The 17433-nt window shown below is 55.8% G+C and carries 17 protein-coding genes; 10 read left to right on the top strand and 7 right to left on the bottom strand.

Going from position 1 to position 17433, the window contains the following annotated elements; translation table 11 throughout:
* Positions 1 to 74: 74 nt before the first annotated feature.
* From tyrS to ruvB, 9 genes are all read left to right on the top strand, one after another.
* Positions 75 to 1358, top strand: coding sequence for a tyrosine--tRNA ligase (gene tyrS / locus RHM61_RS08755; protein WP_322250733.1), 1284 nt, complete (start codon positions 75 to 77; stop codon positions 1356 to 1358).
* Positions 1355 to 1816 carry a D-aminoacyl-tRNA deacylase gene (dtd, locus tag RHM61_RS08750; protein ID WP_322250732.1) on the top strand — a complete coding sequence of 154 codons (462 nt, stop codon included), beginning with the start codon at positions 1355 to 1357 and terminating at the stop codon, positions 1814 to 1816. Before tyrS ends, dtd begins: the two co-directional genes overlap by 4 nt.
* Positions 1809 to 2456: a histidine phosphatase family protein gene (locus RHM61_RS08745; protein ID WP_322250731.1), complete on the top strand. Its 648-nt coding sequence runs from the start codon at positions 1809 to 1811 to the stop codon at positions 2454 to 2456. The genes dtd and RHM61_RS08745 overlap by 8 nt, the downstream gene beginning before the upstream one ends.
* A 156-nt stretch (positions 2457 to 2612) precedes the next feature.
* A complete protein-coding gene (gene dusB, locus RHM61_RS08740) occupies positions 2613 to 3623 on the top strand; it encodes a tRNA dihydrouridine synthase DusB (protein WP_322250730.1) in 1011 nt (336 codons plus the stop codon).
* A gap of 73 nt (positions 3624 to 3696) precedes the next feature.
* Entirely contained in the window at positions 3697 to 3930 is a 234-nt protein-coding gene (locus tag RHM61_RS08735; protein WP_110258221.1) for a helix-turn-helix domain-containing protein, read from the top strand.
* A 56-nt stretch (positions 3931 to 3986) separates the two neighbouring features.
* Positions 3987 to 5552, top strand: coding sequence for a bifunctional phosphoribosylaminoimidazolecarboxamide formyltransferase/IMP cyclohydrolase (gene purH / locus RHM61_RS08730; protein WP_322250729.1), 1566 nt, complete (start codon positions 3987 to 3989; stop codon positions 5550 to 5552).
* A gap of 51 nt (positions 5553 to 5603) precedes the next feature.
* Positions 5604 to 6146 carry a crossover junction endodeoxyribonuclease RuvC gene (ruvC, locus tag RHM61_RS08725; RefSeq protein WP_322250728.1) on the top strand — a complete coding sequence of 181 codons (543 nt, stop codon included), beginning with the start codon at positions 5604 to 5606 and terminating at the stop codon, positions 6144 to 6146.
* Between the two features lie 100 nt (positions 6147 to 6246).
* A complete protein-coding gene (gene ruvA / locus RHM61_RS08720) occupies positions 6247 to 6825 on the top strand; it encodes a Holliday junction branch migration protein RuvA (RefSeq protein WP_322250727.1) in 579 nt (192 codons plus the stop codon).
* A gap of 7 nt (positions 6826 to 6832) precedes the next feature.
* Positions 6833 to 7885, top strand: a complete 1053-nt coding sequence (gene ruvB / locus RHM61_RS08715) for a Holliday junction branch migration DNA helicase RuvB (RefSeq protein ID WP_322250726.1) — start codon at positions 6833 to 6835, stop codon at positions 7883 to 7885.
* 77 nt (positions 7886 to 7962) lie between these two features.
* Here ruvB and RHM61_RS08710 read toward each other — a convergent pair whose 3' ends face one another.
* Together RHM61_RS08710 and RHM61_RS08705 are read right to left on the bottom strand one after the other, a co-directional pair.
* Complete coding sequence (locus RHM61_RS08710) at positions 7963 to 9006, bottom strand: porin (RefSeq protein ID WP_322250725.1); 1044 nt, start codon at positions 9004 to 9006, stop codon at positions 7963 to 7965.
* 289 nt (positions 9007 to 9295) lie between these two features.
* On the bottom strand, positions 9296 to 10462 hold the full coding sequence (locus tag RHM61_RS08705; RefSeq protein ID WP_322250724.1) for a porin: 1167 nt from the start codon (positions 10460 to 10462) through the stop codon (positions 9296 to 9298).
* Positions 10463 to 10900: 438 nt separating this feature from the next.
* On the opposite strand from RHM61_RS08705, the gene coq7 reads away from it, so the two are divergent.
* On the top strand, positions 10901 to 11533 hold the full coding sequence (gene coq7 / locus RHM61_RS08700; RefSeq protein WP_322250723.1) for a 2-polyprenyl-3-methyl-6-methoxy-1,4-benzoquinone monooxygenase: 633 nt from the start codon (positions 10901 to 10903) through the stop codon (positions 11531 to 11533).
* Positions 11534 to 11545: 12 nt separating this feature from the next.
* On the opposite strand, the gene RHM61_RS08695 is transcribed toward coq7, so the two are convergent.
* From RHM61_RS08695 to RHM61_RS08675, 5 genes are read right to left on the bottom strand one after another with little or no spacing between them, the layout of a single operon-like run.
* Positions 11546 to 12808: a putative Na+/H+ antiporter gene (locus RHM61_RS08695; protein ID WP_322250722.1), complete on the bottom strand. Its 1263-nt coding sequence runs from the start codon at positions 12806 to 12808 to the stop codon at positions 11546 to 11548.
* A 42-nt stretch (positions 12809 to 12850) separates the two neighbouring features.
* Positions 12851 to 15139, bottom strand: a complete 2289-nt coding sequence (locus tag RHM61_RS08690) for a UvrD-helicase domain-containing protein (RefSeq protein ID WP_322250721.1) — start codon at positions 15137 to 15139, stop codon at positions 12851 to 12853.
* A 37-nt stretch (positions 15140 to 15176) separates the two neighbouring features.
* Positions 15177 to 15791 carry a thiamine phosphate synthase gene (gene thiE / locus RHM61_RS08685; RefSeq protein WP_322250720.1) on the bottom strand — a complete coding sequence of 205 codons (615 nt, stop codon included), beginning with the start codon at positions 15789 to 15791 and terminating at the stop codon, positions 15177 to 15179.
* A gap of 11 nt (positions 15792 to 15802) precedes the next feature.
* The gene (gene thiD, locus RHM61_RS08680; protein ID WP_322250719.1) at positions 15803 to 16609 is read right to left on the bottom strand and encodes a bifunctional hydroxymethylpyrimidine kinase/phosphomethylpyrimidine kinase; all 807 of its coding nucleotides are present in this window, start codon (positions 16607 to 16609) and stop codon (positions 15803 to 15805) included.
* Positions 16606 to 17403, bottom strand: a complete 798-nt coding sequence (locus RHM61_RS08675; protein WP_322250718.1) for a thiazole synthase — start codon at positions 17401 to 17403, stop codon at positions 16606 to 16608. The genes thiD and RHM61_RS08675 overlap by 4 nt, the downstream gene beginning before the upstream one ends.
* Between the last annotated feature and the right edge of the window lie 30 nt (positions 17404 to 17433).

Genomic DNA, 17433 nt, shown 5'->3' with positions numbered 1-17433 from the left:
GCGAATCGGTGATTATGGATTCAGAAATGGAACCCTGACCAGCGGTGTTACAAAAAATTTGATGTAAATAAACTATGACTTCCTCTCAAAATCTGTCCTCCTCCGTCAATGTCGTGCCATCAAGCAAATCCGCTGCGCCGACCGCGCTGCCCTTGTCCGATGCAGTACAGCACGCTCTTGCCGTAAGCAAACGTGGCGTCGACGAATTACTCATCGAATCCGAGTTCGCCCAAAAGCTCGCTCGCAGCGAAGCCAGTGGCAAACCGCTGCGTATCAAACTCGGGCTCGACCCGACCGCCCCTGATTTGCACCTCGGCCACACCGTGGTACTGAACAAGATGCGGCAGTTGCAAGACCTCGGGCACCAAGTGATCTTTCTGATCGGCGACTTCACCTCGATGATCGGCGACCCATCCGGCCGCAATGCCACCCGGCCGCCGCTGACGCGCGAGCAAATTGCCGACAATGCCCAGACTTACTTCAAGCAAGCCAGCTTGGTGCTTGATCCGAGCAAGACAGAAATGCGTTACAACTCCGAATGGTGCGATGCCCTTGGCGCACGCGGGATGATACAACTGTCGTCTAAGTACACGGTCGCGCGCATGATGGAACGCGATGACTTTACCAAGCGCTTCAAGGCCGGCACGCCGATTTCGGTACACGAATTTCTCTACCCGCTGATGCAAGGCTACGATTCCGTGGCCCTGCATGCTGACCTTGAACTTGGTGGCACCGATCAAAAATTCAATCTCTTGGTTGGTCGCGAGCTACAAAAAGATTATGGCCAAGAGCAGCAATGCATACTGACCATGCCTTTGCTCGAAGGTTTGGATGGCGTGGAAAAAATGTCCAAATCGAAAAACAATTACATCGCCATCACCGAGCCGGCCAATACCATGTTCGCCAAGATCATGAGTATCTCCGACACCATGATGTGGCGCTATTACGAGTTACTGTCCTTCTGTTCAATCGAGCAAATTGCCGCACATAAACAAGCGGTGGCCGATGGCCAAAATCCGCGCGACATCAAAGTTGCGATTGCGCAGGAAATCGTCACGCGTTTTCACAGCCATCACGCTGCCGTCGAAGCGCTCAGCGATTTCGTCAATCGTTCCAAAGGCGGTATTCCCGACGACGTACCGGAAGTCAGCCTGTCCGGCGCGCCGCTGGCGATTGCGCAATTGCTGAAACAAAGCAATCTGTGCGCCTCGACTTCGGAAGCCTTGCGCATGATCGACCAAGGCGGCGTGCGTATCGATGGCGTGGTCATCAGCGACAAGGGCTTGAAAGTCGCAGCCGGCACGCTGGTATTGCAAGTTGGTAAGCGTAAATTTGCGCGCGTGAGTTTGCAGGCATGATTGCACTGCTTCAGCGTGTCACGGCGGCACAAGTCAGCGTCGCCGGCAGCAGCATCGGTGCGATCGGCCCCGGCTTGTTGGTCTTGCTGTGCGCCGAACGCGGCGACAGCGCGACGCAAGCCGATGCCTTACTGAGCAAATTGCTCAATTACCGCGTATTTGCCGATGCCGCCGGCAAAATGAACCTGAACTTGCAGCAGTGCGGCGGTGGCTTGCTGCTGGTGCCGCAATTCACGCTCGCAGCCGATACCCGCTCCGGTACGCGGCCCTCGTTCACCCCGGCAGCACCGCCCCAATTGGCGCAACCGCTGTTTGATTACTTCGTCACGCGCGCGCGCGCGGCCCACCCTCAGGTAGAAACCGGTCGTTTTGGCGCGGACATGCAAGTCTCGCTGACGAATGATGGACCGGTGACATTCTGGCTGCAAATCTCCCCACCACAAGCAACTAATGACTGACATCCTCTTGATACGCCACGGCGAAACCGCTTGGAACGCCGTCCGTCGTCTGCAAGGGCATCTCGACATTCCCTTGAATGCAGTCGGCACCAGCCAAGCCAAGGCGCTGGCCGCGGCACTACAAACTGAAAAATTGGCCGCCATCATTTCCAGCGACCTGCAGCGCGCCATCCAAACCGCCGGCGAAATCGCGCGCCTGCAAGGAATCAGCACCCGGCTCGATGCCGGTTTGCGAGAACGCTGTTTCGGTGGTTTTGAAGGACAGTTATACAGCGATTTACCGCAACTGTTTCCGCACGAATATGCCGCCTGGAAAACACAAGACCCGGATGCCGAATTTCCACCTGGAGAAAACGCCGGCGAAAGCACGCGGCGCTTTCATGCCCGCGTGATCAGCCATATTCAACACTATGCGCGCCAGTTTGCCGGTCAAAAAATCGCTATCGTCGCGCACGGCGGCGTGCTTGAATGCGCCTACCGCGCCGCCCACCGCTTGCCACTCGACGCACCGCGCGAGGTAACGATTTACAATGCCAGTATCAATCGCTTCAGTTGTGATGACAATGGTGAACTGCATCTGCTGAGCTGGGGCGATATCGCGCATCTTTCCCGTGCTGACACGATTGATGAAATCGCTTGAGTGACAAGCGCTGCCTTAACTGAGTTCCCCCTTGCGGGAACGAGGGCCCAAGTTTGATCGATATCGACAATTCTCTCTTCAGCGACGATTTATGCTAATTATTTAAGCAGGTTTCAGGTAAAATAGTGCTTCTTCAAATTTCTCCGGCAACCCATCGTGCAAATCGGCCCTTACGTCTTGCGGAATAATATTTTTGTCGCACCCATGGCCGGTGTGACGGATCGGCCGTTCCGCCAATTGTGCAAGGAACTCGGGGCCGGCTATGCCGTTTCCGAAATGGCAGCCTCGAACCCGAAACTGTGGGAAACTGAAAAGTCGACCCGCCGCACCAATCACAGCGGCGAAATGGAACCGAAGGCGGTGCAGATCGCCGGTGCCGATGCGCGCATGTTGGCCGACTGTGCCAAGTTCAATGTCGACAAAGGCGCGCAGATCATCGATATCAACATGGGCTGTCCGGTCAAAAAAGTCTGTAATGCCTGGTGCGGTTCGGCCTTGCTGCAGCATGAAAGTTTGGTCGCCGAGATACTCGATGCCGTGGTCGCGGCCGTCAATGTACCGGTCACGTTGAAATTTCGTACCGGCTGGGACCGCGCCAACAAGAATGCCCTCAACATCGCGCGCATCGCCGAAGCGGCCGGCATACAAATGCTCACGCTGCACGGCCGTACGCGCGCCGACGCTTACCGCGGTGAAGCGGAGTACGACACCATCGCCGCCGTCAAAAGCGCGGTGCGCATACCGGTGGTGGCCAATGGCGACATCACTACGCCGGAAAAAGCGCGCCACGTGCTGGCCGTGACCGGTGCCGATGCCATCATGATCGGCCGCGCCGCGCAAGGCCGGCCATGGATCTTCCGCGAAATCGAACATTTTCTGCGCACCGGTGTGCATTTGCCGCCACCGCTGATCAGCGAAGTGCGCACTTTGATGGATGGCCACCTGCGCGCCCACTATGCGTTTTACGGCGATTATCTCGGTGTGCGCACGGCGCGCAAGCATATCGGTTGGTATGTGCAAGACCTCATCGGCGGCGAACAATTCCGCCAACAAATGAATCTATTAACCGACTGCGAACAACAACTGGCCGCAGTCAGTCATTTTTTTGATGGCATGGCAGGGGAACGGTTACAATACCGGCCCTTTGAAGAGAAAATGGCGGCATAAACAAAATCGACAAAAGCATCCGTTTGTCTACAACGCCATCCGCCCGGCATAACCGAACAGTGATTAAAACAGCATGAGCAAAGATAGTATTCAAGACGCCGTCCATAAAAACCTGGAAAAGTATTTCCGCGATCTCGGTGAGCAACCGGCATCAAATATCTACGATATGGTGGTACTGGCAGTAGAAAAACCGATGTTGGAAATGGTGATGACGCGCGCCTCCAGCAATCAGTCGCAAGCCGCCGACATGTTGGGCATCAATCGCAACACCCTGCGCAAAAAATTGCAGCAGCACGGCTTGCTGTAAGCAGCACGCCACCGATTGCACGCCACCCGTTTCTTTACTCTCTCACTCCTTTAATCATGATTAAACAAGCCCTTATATCCGTCTCCGACAAGACCGGCGTGCTCGATTTTGCACGTGAACTGACGGCGCTCGGCGTCACACTGTTGTCCACCGGCGGTACTGCCAAATTATTGGCCGACAACGGCTTGGCCGTGACCGAAGTGGCCGACTACACCGGTTTTCCGGAAATGCTCGACGGTCGCGTCAAAACCCTGCACCCGAAAGTCCACGGCGGTATTCTGGCGCGCCGCGATTTTCCGCTGCACACCGCGGCCTTGGCGGAACACGCCATCCCGACCATCGACATGGTAGTGGTCAATCTCTACCCATTCCAGCAAACCGTCGCCAAAGGCGAGTGTTCCCTCGAAGATGCGATTGAAAACATCGACATCGGCGGCCCGACCATGTTGCGTTCGGCAGCGAAAAACCATAAAGACGTTACCGTCATCGTCGACCCGGCCGATTACAGCGTGGTGCTGGCCGAAATGAAAGCCGCCGCCAATGTAGTGAGCTACGAAACCAAGTTTGCACTGGCCAAGAAAGTGTTCGCTCACACCGCCCAATACGACGGTGCCATTACCAACTATCTGACCAGCTTGGGCGCAGACAAAGCACATGCGACCCGCAGCGCCTATCCGCAAACCCTGAACCTGCATTTCGAAAAAGTGCAGGAAATGCGTTACGGTGAAAACCCACATCAGTCGGCCGCGTTTTACCGCGATCTGCATACGACTGCCGGCGCCCTGGCCAATTATCGCCAATTGCAGGGCAAAGAGTTGTCCTACAATAATATCGCCGATGCCGATGCGGCTTGGGAATGCGTTAAATCGTTTGACGCATCGGCTTGCGTCATCGTCAAACATGCCAACCCTTGCGGCGTCGCGCTTGGCGCCACACCGTTTGAAGCCTATAGCAAGGCATTGCAAACTGACCCAACCTCAGCCTTCGGCGGCATCATCGCCTTTAATCGCGAGCTCGATGGCGCAGCGGCGGAAATCGTCGCCAAACAATTTGTTGAAGTGTTGATCGCACCATCATTCAGCGCCGAAGCGAAGCAGATTTTCGCCGCCAAACAAAATGTTCGTTTGCTCGAAATTTCACTCGGTGACGGCCTCAATCAATACGATTTCAAACGCGTCGTCGGCGGCTTATTGGTACAAGCACCGGACGCTAAACATGTCACGCAAGAAGAATTACGCGTGGTCTCGAAGTTACAACCGACACCAACACAAATGGCCGATCTGATGTTCGCCTGGCGCGTGGCCAAGTATGTGAAATCGAATGCCATCGTTTTCTGCGGCAATGGCATGACCTTGGGCGTCGGTGCCGGCCAAATGAGTCGTATCGATTCCGCGCGCATCGCCGCGATCAAGGCCGACAATGCCGGTTTGAGCCTGACTGGTTCGGCCGTGGCGTCGGACGCCTTCTTCCCATTCCGTGACGGCCTCGACGTCGTCGTCGATGCCGGCGCGACGTGCGTGATTCATCCGGGTGGCTCGATGCGCGATCAAGAAGTCATCGATGCCGCCGACGAACGCGGCGTCGTCATGGTCTATACTGGTACACGTCACTTCCGCCATTAAACCCATGCCCGGCCGGCAGCCATCGCTGCCGGCCGGGCCGGACCAGCAGCAATGAAAATTCTCGGCATCGATCCCGGCTTACGTACCACCGGCTTCGGACTCATCGAACAGCATGGCAGCAAACTCAGTTACATTGCTTCCGGCACGATCAAAACCGCCGACGGCACGCTGCCGGAACGTTTGAAAACCATCTTGGCCGGCGTCTCTGAAATCGTACGCACTTACCGGCCCGATACCGCCGCCATCGAAAAAGTCTTCGTCAATGTCAATCCACAATCGACCCTGTTGCTCGGCCAAGCTCGTGGCGCGGCGATTTGCGCGCTGGTATCAGCCGACCTGTGTGTAGCCGAATACACGGCCTTGCAAGTCAAGAAAGGCGTGGTCGGTCAGGGCCGCGCCAGTAAAGAGCAAGTGCAGGAAATGGTGAAACGCCTGTTGCTGCTCTCCGGTACCCCCGGCAGCGATGCCGCCGATGCGCTGGCAGTGGCGATTTGTCATGCCCACAGTGGTGAAGCGCTGGCGATACTCGCCGCCTTTGCACCGGAATTGGCAAAAAAAGGCGTGCGCGTCAAAGCCGGCCGTTTGATCGGATAACACGGCAAGAACTGATGCAGAAAAGTCGGCACAGAAACTCGTCAAGCGCGCCGGAATCGTTTACTATCACTGCTTATGCATACAGTATGAAGGTCGTCTTATGATAGGTCGCATCGCAGGCATCCTGCTCGAAAAAAATCCGCCGCAATTGCTGATCGATTGTCATGGTGTCGGCTATGAAGTCGATGTTCCCATGAGTACCTTTTACAATCTGCCACCCAATGGTGAGAAAGTCACGCTGCTGACCCATCTGGCGATCCGCGAAGATGCCCACGTGCTGTTCGGTTTCGGCAGCGCCGAAGAACGCACCACCTTCCGCCAATTGATCAAGATCAGCGGCGTCGGTGCGCGCATGGCGCTGGCGATTTTATCGGGCATGTCGGTGGCCGACTTGGCGCAAGCGATTAGCCTGCAAGAAGCCGGGCGCTTGACGCGTGTGCCTGGTATCGGCAAAAAAACCGCCGAACGTCTGCTGCTCGAACTCAAAGGCAAGCTCGGTGCCGACCTCTTCAGCAAACCGAGCGGCAGCGCCGGCGACCACAGCCCCGATATTCTCAATGCCCTGCTGGCACTCGGGTATTCCGACAAAGAAGCGACGCTGGCGATGAAGTCGGTCACGGCCGGCAGCGGCGTGTCAGACGGCATCAAACTCGCGCTCAAAGCGCTCTCGAAAGCGTGATGTTGCGATGAGCATACAAACCGAAAACCTGTTTTCCGAAGTCAGCGAAACCCGCATCATCGCCGCCACCCCCAGCTCATCGACCGAAGAAGCGGTAGAACGCGCGCTGCGACCGAAGCAACTCGATGAATACGTAGGCCAAGAAAAAATCCGCGCCCAGCTGGAAATTTTCATCACCGCCGCGCGCCAGCGCGGCGAAGCGCTCGACCATACCCTGTTGTTCGGTCCGCCTGGGCTAGGCAAAACCACGCTGGCACACATCATCGCGCGCGAGATGGGGGTCAGTCTGCGCCAGACTTCTGGCCCGGTACTCGAGCGCGCCGGCGATCTGGCCGCCCTGCTGACCAATCTGGAAGCCAATGATGTCTTGTTCATCGATGAAATTCACCGGCTCTCCCCGGTAGTCGAAGAAATTCTGTATCCGGCTTTGGAAGACTATCAAATCGATATCATGATCGGCGAAGGACCGGCGGCGCGCTCGGTGAAACTCGATTTGCAACCGTTTACCTTGGTCGGCGCCACCACCCGCGCCGGCATGCTGACCAATCCGCTGCGCGACCGCTTCGGCATCGTCGCTCGCTTGGAATTTTATACCACCGAACAATTGACGCGTATCGTCATCCGCTCGGCCGCCCTGCTCAAAGCACCGATCGATCAAGAGGGTGCGCACGAGATCGCGCAACGCGCACGCGGCACCCCGCGTATCGCCAACCGCTTGTTGCGGCGCGTGCGCGACTATGCCGAAGTCAAAGGCAATGGCGCAATCAGCAAAGCGATCGCCGATGCGGCGCTGTGCATGCTCGATGTCGACCAGGTCGGTTTTGATCTGATGGATAGAAAACTGCTCGAAGCGATTTTGTTCAAATTCGGCGGTGGCCCGGTCGGGCTAGATAATGTCGCCGCGGCCATCGGCGAAGAGCGCGATACCATCGAAGACGTGCTCGAACCCTACCTGATCCAGCAAGGCTACCTGCAGCGCACGCCACGCGGCCGTATCGCCACGGCGCTGGCATACAGCCACTTCGGCCTGCCGCCACCCGGTGGCGAACCGCCCGGCTGAAGCAGCAAACAAAAAAAAAGCACCCGAAGGTGCTTTTTTTATACTCTGTTCAACAGCAAGCTTGCGCTTGCCGGTGATTAGAATGCGTGACGGATACCGACGTTGACCATCGAATCAGTCAAGCCCAAGCCAGATGCCAGACCGCCGGCATTGACGCCAGCATCGTTCGCTACGCGCGAAACGGATGTGTAGACATTAGTACGCTTCGACAAAGAATGTGTGTAACCGAGAGCCAATTGTGTGCTCTTGTTGGCTGTAGTCACAACATCGTTCTTTACGCCAGTAACCGAAGCAACAACCGCACCGGCTGCGCTGACTGGTACTGTGACGCCCAAGCTCCACAGTTTGTAGGCTGTTTTGTTGTCGTCAGAAGAAACTTTACCGTAGGAAGCAGCAGCTTTGGCGACAACGAAGTCATAAGTTGCACCGGCGAAAACATGCTTGATTACATTGTTGGCGACGCCAACTGCAGCAACATCTTCAGCATGGTAAGCAACAGTAGCGTACAAAGGACCCGCTGCGTACGAACCGGAAGCACCGATACCGCGGCCTTTAGTTGCATCACCAGCGGCTTCGCCGAAAGTGTAAGCAGCCGAACCTGTGAAACCGCTCAGGTTAGTTGTCGTGTAGTTGATGGTGTTAGTCGAACGTGGGTTGGTTGCGAAGAACAAGTTACCCAAGCCGGTTGCGCTGGTGCTTTGATGCGCAGTGCCGCCGATGATACCTGTGCTGAACGGGTCGATGGAATCGACTGCATCAAACATAGGCTTGTTTTGACGACCGAGTTGTACGGCACCGAAGTTACCGGACAAACCAACCCAAGCAGCGCGACCGAATGCCAGACCGCCTTGAGCGGAAGCACCTGTGTCAGCATTGACGCCCATTTCCAATTTGAAATTTGCTTTCAAACCGTTGCCCAGATCTTCGGAACCTTTGAAACCGAGACGCGAACCCGATTGCACACCGCTATCGAGCGAGAAAGTTTTGCCGGCACCGTTGCCGCCGTTGTTTTCACCTTGCAAAGCCATGTCCAGTACACCGTACACGGTCACGTTGGATTGGGCTTGAGCGGCACCTGAGATGGCAGCCAGAACGGACAAAGCGATCAGTGTTTTTTTCATATATTTCTCCAAAGGATATCGATTTAATTTTAACTACAGTAAGCACGAAACGCGCAGATCAGATACAGATGTGAGCAAGAAACGCGTTGATACTTGAAAACTACAAATTCTGCGTGATAAGAACTAAACGTATTTGACCAAAAATGCGCCCCTAGCACCAAGTGAAATCGACAGTTTTGGCCGTTTACAGGCTGATATTGTCGCAAATTAGCAACAAAAGTTGCCTTTATACAATTAAAAAAGCTGCCCGCAGGCAGCTTTTTTTTCCAAGCGAAATACAGGGCAATGCTTAGAATGAATGCAAAACACCAAGTGCTGTACGGGTGGCAGAACTATTTCCAGCGGCAATGATACCGAGTGACAAGGCCGTGTCTTGCGCATTGCTCGAACCGGCTTTAGCGTAGGTTAAGGATGCATAGGCGATGGTGCGTTTGCTCAGAGCATACTTGCCGAGCACGATGTATTGGTCTGCTTTGCCATCAAGCAAACCGTTCATGTCGCCCGACCGTTTGGTGCCGTAGTAAGCGCCGGTAATCGTTGCTTGCGGCGTGAAAGCGTAATCAACCCCCAGGCCGGTGACGGCGATCTTACGTTTATCGGCATTCAAAGCCAGGGTTGCGCTGACCGGAATCAGAATGGCACCGTCGATTTTGTTGTGCGAATAGGTTGCGCGCAAAGTAACACCCGGCACCACCATGTATTTCAAACCAGCAGCCCAACCAGCCAACTCCGAAGTACCGGTGACGTCTTTCAGCTTAGCATACGACAAGGCCGCGCCATTGACGCCATCGGTGAAGAAACCGGACAAACCGGCATAGCTGCTGGCACCGGTATCGCCGGCTTTTTCACCGAAGCCATACATGGCGGCGGCACCGAAGCCGGACATGTTTTGGAATGGAGAAACGTATTTGATCGAATTATTTTGACGCAAAGCCGTGCCGCCTTGGTTAGTACCGAAGCCCCCGAACAAGGAACCGGCATTCAAGGCACTAAACATCACGTTCGGGTTGCTGCCGGCATGCGCCAGGCTGATCGGATCGGCCAAACCGACCGAATCCACGCCGAGAATATTGTTGCGACCCATGGTCACCGTACCGAAGTTGCCCGACAAACCAACCCAGGCGAGGCGATCGAACAAGGATGTGCCGTTGCCGCCTTGAGTAAACGAATTACCACCGAAACCAGCACCGCCTACGCCGGTATCATTGGCCAGCGTGCCTTCCAAATTGAAAATGGCTTTCATGCCGCCGCCAAGATCTTCGCTGCCTTTGAAGCCCCAACGCGAAGTCAGCAACTGACCGGCATCGAGCGTGACCTTGCTGCCGCCGGTCGCGGTTTGATTGGTGTTGTACATCGTTGCCGCATCGATGATGCCATAGACGGTAACACTCGATTGAGCCGATGCAGTGGCTGCACAAGCGCTCAGTACAGCCAAGGCGATAAGTGATTTGTTCATTGTCATGTCTCCAAATTTATTGTGATATCCGGCGAAAGAAGCGGCTCTAGGTGGCGGCTTTAATTTGTCACGGTCTTGCAAAAAAACTTCAAAACCTGTTGATTCAGAAGTTAAAACTGATTGAACCAAACTCCTTGCGTTTCAGCAAAGATAATTTGCGCACGATCGTTTCTAAATGTCAGATGCGTCGCTTAACAGCAACAATGCAGGTGATTTACGTGCTTTTAAGCAAATTAAATTTCCAGAAAGTGGCTTCTGACCAAATACTTTAATTTATCAAAAGACAATTTTTTGCTTTACAAACGCGATGCATGGAAGCACGCAGTATCAATCGCCACGAAATTGACTTGAAACAAGTTTTATTGCGCCTGCACAAAATACTACCAGCGCTGAAGTGTTTTACAATAGCCACTCCATCGATCACGCCTCCACACTGCCATGCCCTTCGCCAGACTAGACCGCTTCATCCTCACTGTAGACCGCGCTTTACGTACCGTGACGGCGCAGGCACACAGTGCGCGGCCCTATCCGGCGCAGCTCTGTGCGGCCGATCAACTAAATGATGCCCAGCAGCGCCACAGCGCGGCGCTGATGCGTATCAATCATGTCGGAGAAATTTGCGCGCAGGCGCTATACGATGCGCAAAGCGCGTTTTCGCACACGCCGCAAGTGGCGCAGCAATTGCAGCATTCGTGTCGGGAAGAAGAAGATCATCTGGCCTGGACGGCGGAACGGCTCAAGGAATTGAATTCGCATACCAGCTTCATGAACCCACTCTGGTATGCCGGGGCCTATGCCTGCGGCGTCATCGCAGCACGCTGCGGCGACGCCGCCAGCTTAGGCTTTGTGGTGGAAACCGAACGTCAAGTCGAAGCCCATTTGGCCGGGCATTTGCACGACTTGCCGCCAGCAGACCTGCGCTCGCGCGCGATTGTCGAGCAAATGCGCCTCGATGAAGTAGCCCATGGTGCGGCGGCGGCGGCGCTCGGTGCCAGCAGCATGCCGACAGCCGTGCGCTTGGCGATGCAGGCGATGTCGAAAGTGATGACCGGCACCGCTTATTACATTTAACAGAATACCTATTTAAAAGATAATAAAAAAGAACGCCGCGACGGCGGTCGGCACCAGCGCAGCCAGTAATAAGCCCAAGGGGCTGATCGCTTGTTCATCGAAGCAGTCTTTTAAAATCGCATAGCCGGCCGGATTCGGCGCATTGGCGATCACGGTCAAGCCGCCGCCGCTGACGGCACCGGCTACCAAGGCGTATTTGGCACCGTCCGAAAGCCCCTCGACCAGTGAGCCTAGGTAAGTCAGTGCGGCATTATCGGTCACTGCCGTGAGCGAGAGGGCACCAAAAAACAGCACGGTCTGATTGAGGCCGGCCAAAATCGGTTGCAACCACCACTGTTGCATACCGCCCAACACCACCAAACCAGCCAGAAAAAACGCCACCAGCAAGCCTTCGCGCAGCATCAAGCTATCTTGAAAGCGTTGATAGGCATTGGTAAAGCCGAGGAACAGTAAAAACAAACCGAGAAACATCACTGGGTAATGGGCGAACCACACGGTCGCGGCCAGGAAGCCGAAGTGAATCGCCACCACCGTCAAGGGTACGGCACTACCCGGCTCATCGGCTGCGGGTGTTGGCAGGCGCAGCAAGTCACGCTGGAACCACAGCGTGGCGAGCAAACCATTGACGAACACGGCACAAGCGGCTTTCCAACCGAAGGTGCTGCTCATGAAAGCCATATCCCAGCCCCATTTTTCCGCCACCATCAAGACCGGTGGTGCGGCGAACGGTGTCAACACGCCGCCGATGGAGACATTGACGAACAAAACGCCTAGCGTCAGGTATTTCATGCGGTTGGAAATATCTTTGGTGTAAAAGCGTTGGCGCAACATCAGCGCCGCCAAGGTCATCGCCGCCGGCTCGGTGATGAAGGAGCCGAGCAAGGGTACCAGGGTCAGACACAGAAAATAACTCGATAATTGCGTTTGCACTGGCAAGACGATAGCGATCCGCGACACCAGTTGCTGCACCGCCCACAATACCGGACGCGTGCCGGCCATCACCAGAATCACGAACACAAACAAGGGTTCGGTAAAATTCTGCCCTTCCAGATACTCAATCGCCTGCGCCTGATTCGATAACAAGGCGATGAAGCCGACCAGTACGAAGGCCCAAAAGCCGAACACCACTTCCACTTCGCCGAGCAAATGCCAGAGCCCGGCGTGGCGCGAGGAACGGTGCGCGAGGTGGAGAAAATATTTGGTCGAAAAAGTGTGCAGCACTGCCAGTCCGAATAAACCGGCACCTATGTATTGCAGCAATTGCTCTGTTACCATCGTTACTTCCTTTATATCAGTCCGGAACAGCGTGCTGGCCGGCTATATTTTCTCGAGTTTGGCAATGCTCAGGTCGAGCAACTTCATGCCGAATTTTCCAAAATTAATGTGGGCCCGTGCATTGCTGCCGCTGCCCTCTATATTCACGATCACACCCTCGCCAAATTTCGGATGTGACACACCCTGACCGCTGCGCCAGCCATGTCCGGCGGCCGGTGCCTGTATGGCTTGGGCCAGCCGGTTGGCCGCCTCATTACCATTGTCATCCCACGCCGACTTCTTGCTGTTACCGAACCAAGAGGGCTGAATTTTCGGGGTCAACCACTTCAATGATTCTTCCGGCAACTCGTCGAAAAAGCGTGAGCGCAGGTTGTAGCGTGTTTGGCCATGCAACATGCGCGTTTGCGAAAAACTCAAGTACAAACGTTGGCGTGCGCGCGTGATGGCGACATACATCAGACGCCGCTCTTCTTCCACGCCGCTGGCCTCTTGCGCACTGTTTTCATGCGGGAACAAACCCTCTTCCAGACCGGTAATGAATACCGCATCAAACTCCAAACCCTTGGCCGAGTGCACGGTCATCAATTGCATCGCATCTTGTCCGGCCTGCGCCTGGTTATCCCCGGCTTCCAGCGAGGCATGCGACAAAAATGCCGACAACGGCGACATCAAGGTCGGCAAGGCCGCATCGGCATCGATGATCACATCGGCGCTGCCATTGCCCAATAAAGGCGTAGCGACGCTGACCGGACCGGCAAAGGCCGGGGCATCACGCCCGAAGCCTTCTTCCGAAACAAATTGGGTCGCGGCATTGACAAGTTGCTGCAAATTTTCAATTCTATCGGCACCTTCTTTTTCATTCGCATAGTGCGTCAGCAAAGTGCTGACATCGAGCACAATGCCGACCGTCTCAGGCAAAGACAAATGCTGCGTTTCGAAGCGCACGCCTTCTATCAGTTTCACAAAATTAGCCAGCGAGTTGCCGGCTTTACCGCCTACATGAGGGACTGCCGCATACATCGAGGCACCGTGAATTTTCGCCGCGTCTTGCAGTTGCTCGATAGAGCGAGCACCGATGCCACGGGCGGGAAAATTCACCACGCGCATGAAAGCCGAGTCATTGTGCGGGTTATCCATCAATTGCAAATAGGCGATCGCGTGTTTGATTTCGGCACGATCAAAATAGCGCTGCCCCCCATACACACGATACGGAATATTGGCCGTAAACAAGGCATGTTCAATCACGCGTGACTGCGCATTGGAACGGTACAAGACCGCGATTTCGCTGCGCGTTGCGCCGTCGCGAAGTAAATTTTTCGCTTCTTCGACGATCCAATTGGCTTCGGCGATATCGCTGCTCGCTTCCATAATCCGCACCGGTTCGCCGTGCCCGGCATCGGTACGCAGATTTTTCCCGAGACGCTTACTGTTATTGGCGATGAGAATATTTGCACTGTCGAGAATATGACCATGGGAACGGTAGTTTTGTTCCAGTTTGATCAGATTTTCCACCTGAAATTCGCGCTCGAACGCCGACATATTGCCAACGTTAGCGCCGCGGAAGGCATAAATACTTTGATCATCGTCGCCAACGGCAAACACCGCTGCCGCGCGTGCCGTGCCGGCACCAGCCATGAGCTTGAGCCATTTGTATTGCAAATCATTGGTATCTTGAAACTCGTCGACCAACACATGACGGAAACGCTCTTGATAATGTTCGCGCAACGGCTGGTGACGACTGAGCAATTCATAGGTGCGCAACAACAATTCGGCAAAATCGACCACCCCTTCGCGCTGACACTGGGCATCGTAGAGGTCATACAAACCGACCATCTTGCGATTGAAATCATCATAGGCATCGACTTGCGCCGCGCGCAAACCCTGATCTTTGGCGCCATTGATGAAGTACATCAGGGCCTTGGGCGGGAACTTTTCATCATCGATGTTATTTGCTTTAAGCAAACGTTTAATAAATGATAATTGATCACCGGAATCAAGGATTTGAAAGCTTTGCGGCAAACCGGCATCGCGATGATGGGCGCGCAACAAGCGGTTGCACAAGCCATGAAAGGTGCCGACCCACATGCCGCGTGTGTTGATGGGCAACATAGCCGACAAGCGCGACAGCATTTCTTTCGCGGCTTTATTGGTAAACGTCACGGCCAGCAAGCCACCCGAGGAAACTTGCCCGGTTTGTATCAGCCAAGCGATGCGGGTAGTCAGCACGCGGGTTTTGCCGGAGCCGGCACCGGCCAGTATCAGCGCCGATTGCGCCGGCAGGGTGACGGCAGCGAGCTGCTCAGGATTTAAATTGTGAAGTAAATTTTGCATCCCCCGATTATACGGGACTGCGCCGCCCTTGCGCGCCTCAAAACAAGGCGGCGAAGCTGCGCGCGGCGGCACCCGGGTCGGGCACCGAATACACGCTGCTGATCACGGCCACCATCGCGCTGCCGCGCGCGATCAAGGGCTGACAATTATCTACCGTCATGCCGCCTATGACCACACAGGGCAGATTCCAGCGCTGTTGCGCCTGGCTAACGAGGTCGGCCGGGGTACCGACCGCATACTGTTTCACCCGCGAGGGATAAAAGCCGCCGAAGGCCAGATAGCTGACCCCGGCTGCCGCGGCCTGCTGCGCCAGCGCCAGATCGCCGTAACAGGAAGCGCCGACGATTTTATCGGGTCCGAGTGCCGCGCGCACCTGCGCCGGTGCCAGATCGGTGCCACCGACATGCACCCCATCGGCATCGAGTTCCTGACACAAGTCCAGATGATCATTGATGATGCAGGCTATGCCGTAACGTCTGCATAAGCGCAACAAGGCCGCAGCTTGCTCGCGCCGCTGCGCCAGACCGGCGGTTTTGTGGCGATACTGTAAAAGCTGCGCGCCGCCTTGCAAAGCCTGCTCGCTCACGGCGAGCAATTGTTCGGTATCGTCCCAATCGGGGGTGACCAGATACAAACCGCGTAATGGGTACATAAAGGAGGTCCTTAAAAATGACGTGCCGGAATCAATTGACCGTCTGCAATCGCATACGCTTGTGCCAAACTACGCTGGGTAAAAATTTGCGCCGTATCAAGCGCTTGCTCGAGTGACATACCGACAGCCAGCGCAGCGCTGATGGCCGCCGCCAGGGTACAGCCGCTGCCGTGAAATTGCCTATCCAGACGCGGCCACTGCCAACTGCGTGCGGCCGTCAATTGTTGCGAGCGATAGAACACATTGTGTACCTGCGCTTCATCGGCATGACCGCCTTTGACCAGCACATCGGCAGGACTTTGCCGCATCAAGGCCGCCACCTGCGCGGCCGTACCCTCAGCATTGGCTGCCAGCCGCGCCAATTCCGGCAAGTTCGGCGTGATCAGCGTAGCAACGGCTAACAGCGGGGCCAGCGCCGCTACCGCATCGTCGAGCGACAAACTGTCGCCACGACCACTGCCGAGCACCGGATCGAGTATCACTTGCAGAGCCGGCTGACGTTGCCGCAAGGCGATTATAAAACGGGCAATCGCGGCGGCATTTTGCTGATGCGCGACGATGCCGATTTTGATCACCGACAACGGTATCTTGGCCGTCAAGGTCAGCGCTTGCTGCAAGATGATCTGCGTATCGACCGCCTGCAGCGCATACACGTGTTCATTATCTTGCACCGTCAGCGCCGTGATGATCGTGAGCGCGTGCGCGCCCTGCGCCGCGATGGCTTCGATGTCGGCGGCAATGCCGGCCCCACCGCTGGGATCATGACCGGCAAACACCAACACGCAGGGACGCTGCGGCGCAGGCTGAGGAGCACTCATCCGACCACCCGCCCGGCCATCGGCGACGAGGGCGAAGCGGCAAATTTGCGCGCCATGCGTCCGGCCAAAAACGCTTCGCGCCCGGCCTCGACGGCCAAGCCCATCGCGCGTGCCATGCGCAGTGGCTCACGCGCCAAAGCGATAGCACTGTTCATTAACACGCCATCGCAACCAAGCTCCATCGCCAGTGCCGCATCAGACGCCGTACCGACACCGGCATCGACCAGCACCGGTACCGTAGCCTGTTCGATGATGAGCGACAAATTCCACGGATTAAGTATGCCCATGCCGGAGCCGATCAGCGAGGCCAGCGGCATCACCGCCACACAGCCTAGATCTTCCAGCATGCGCGCTTGAATCGGATCGTCGCTGCAATAGACCATCACATCGAAGCCATCTTGCACCAGAATTTTCGCAGCCTTGAGGGTTTCTGGCATATTTGGAAACAAGCTGCGCTCATCACCGAGCACTTCGAGCTTGCACAGCTTGTGTCCGCCCAAGAGTTCACGACCGAGTTGCAGCGTGTAGACCGCATCGTCAGCGTTGTAGCAACCGGCTGAATTCGGCAAAATCGTGAATTCCGAGCGCGGCACCACATCGAGCAAACTCGGCGCATGCGGGTCTTGGCCGATGTTGACACGGCGAATCGCCACCGTGATGATGTCAGCACCACTGGCCAGCGTGGCCGCGCGCGTTTGCGCCAAGTCTTGGTATTTACCGCTGCCAACCAAGAGGCGCGAGCGGTAAGTCTTGCCGGCAATAGTCAAGCCGGCTTGGGGATCATTGTTTTGCATGGGGTATCCTTGTATTTTCAGTCATGGCTT

This window comes from Undibacterium sp. CCC3.4 (assembly GCF_034347425.1).
GTDB lineage: Bacteria > Pseudomonadota > Gammaproteobacteria > Burkholderiales > Burkholderiaceae_D > Undibacterium.
Note: the sequence above shows the minus strand (reverse complement) of the source record. Positions and strands in the feature narration are given on the sequence as shown.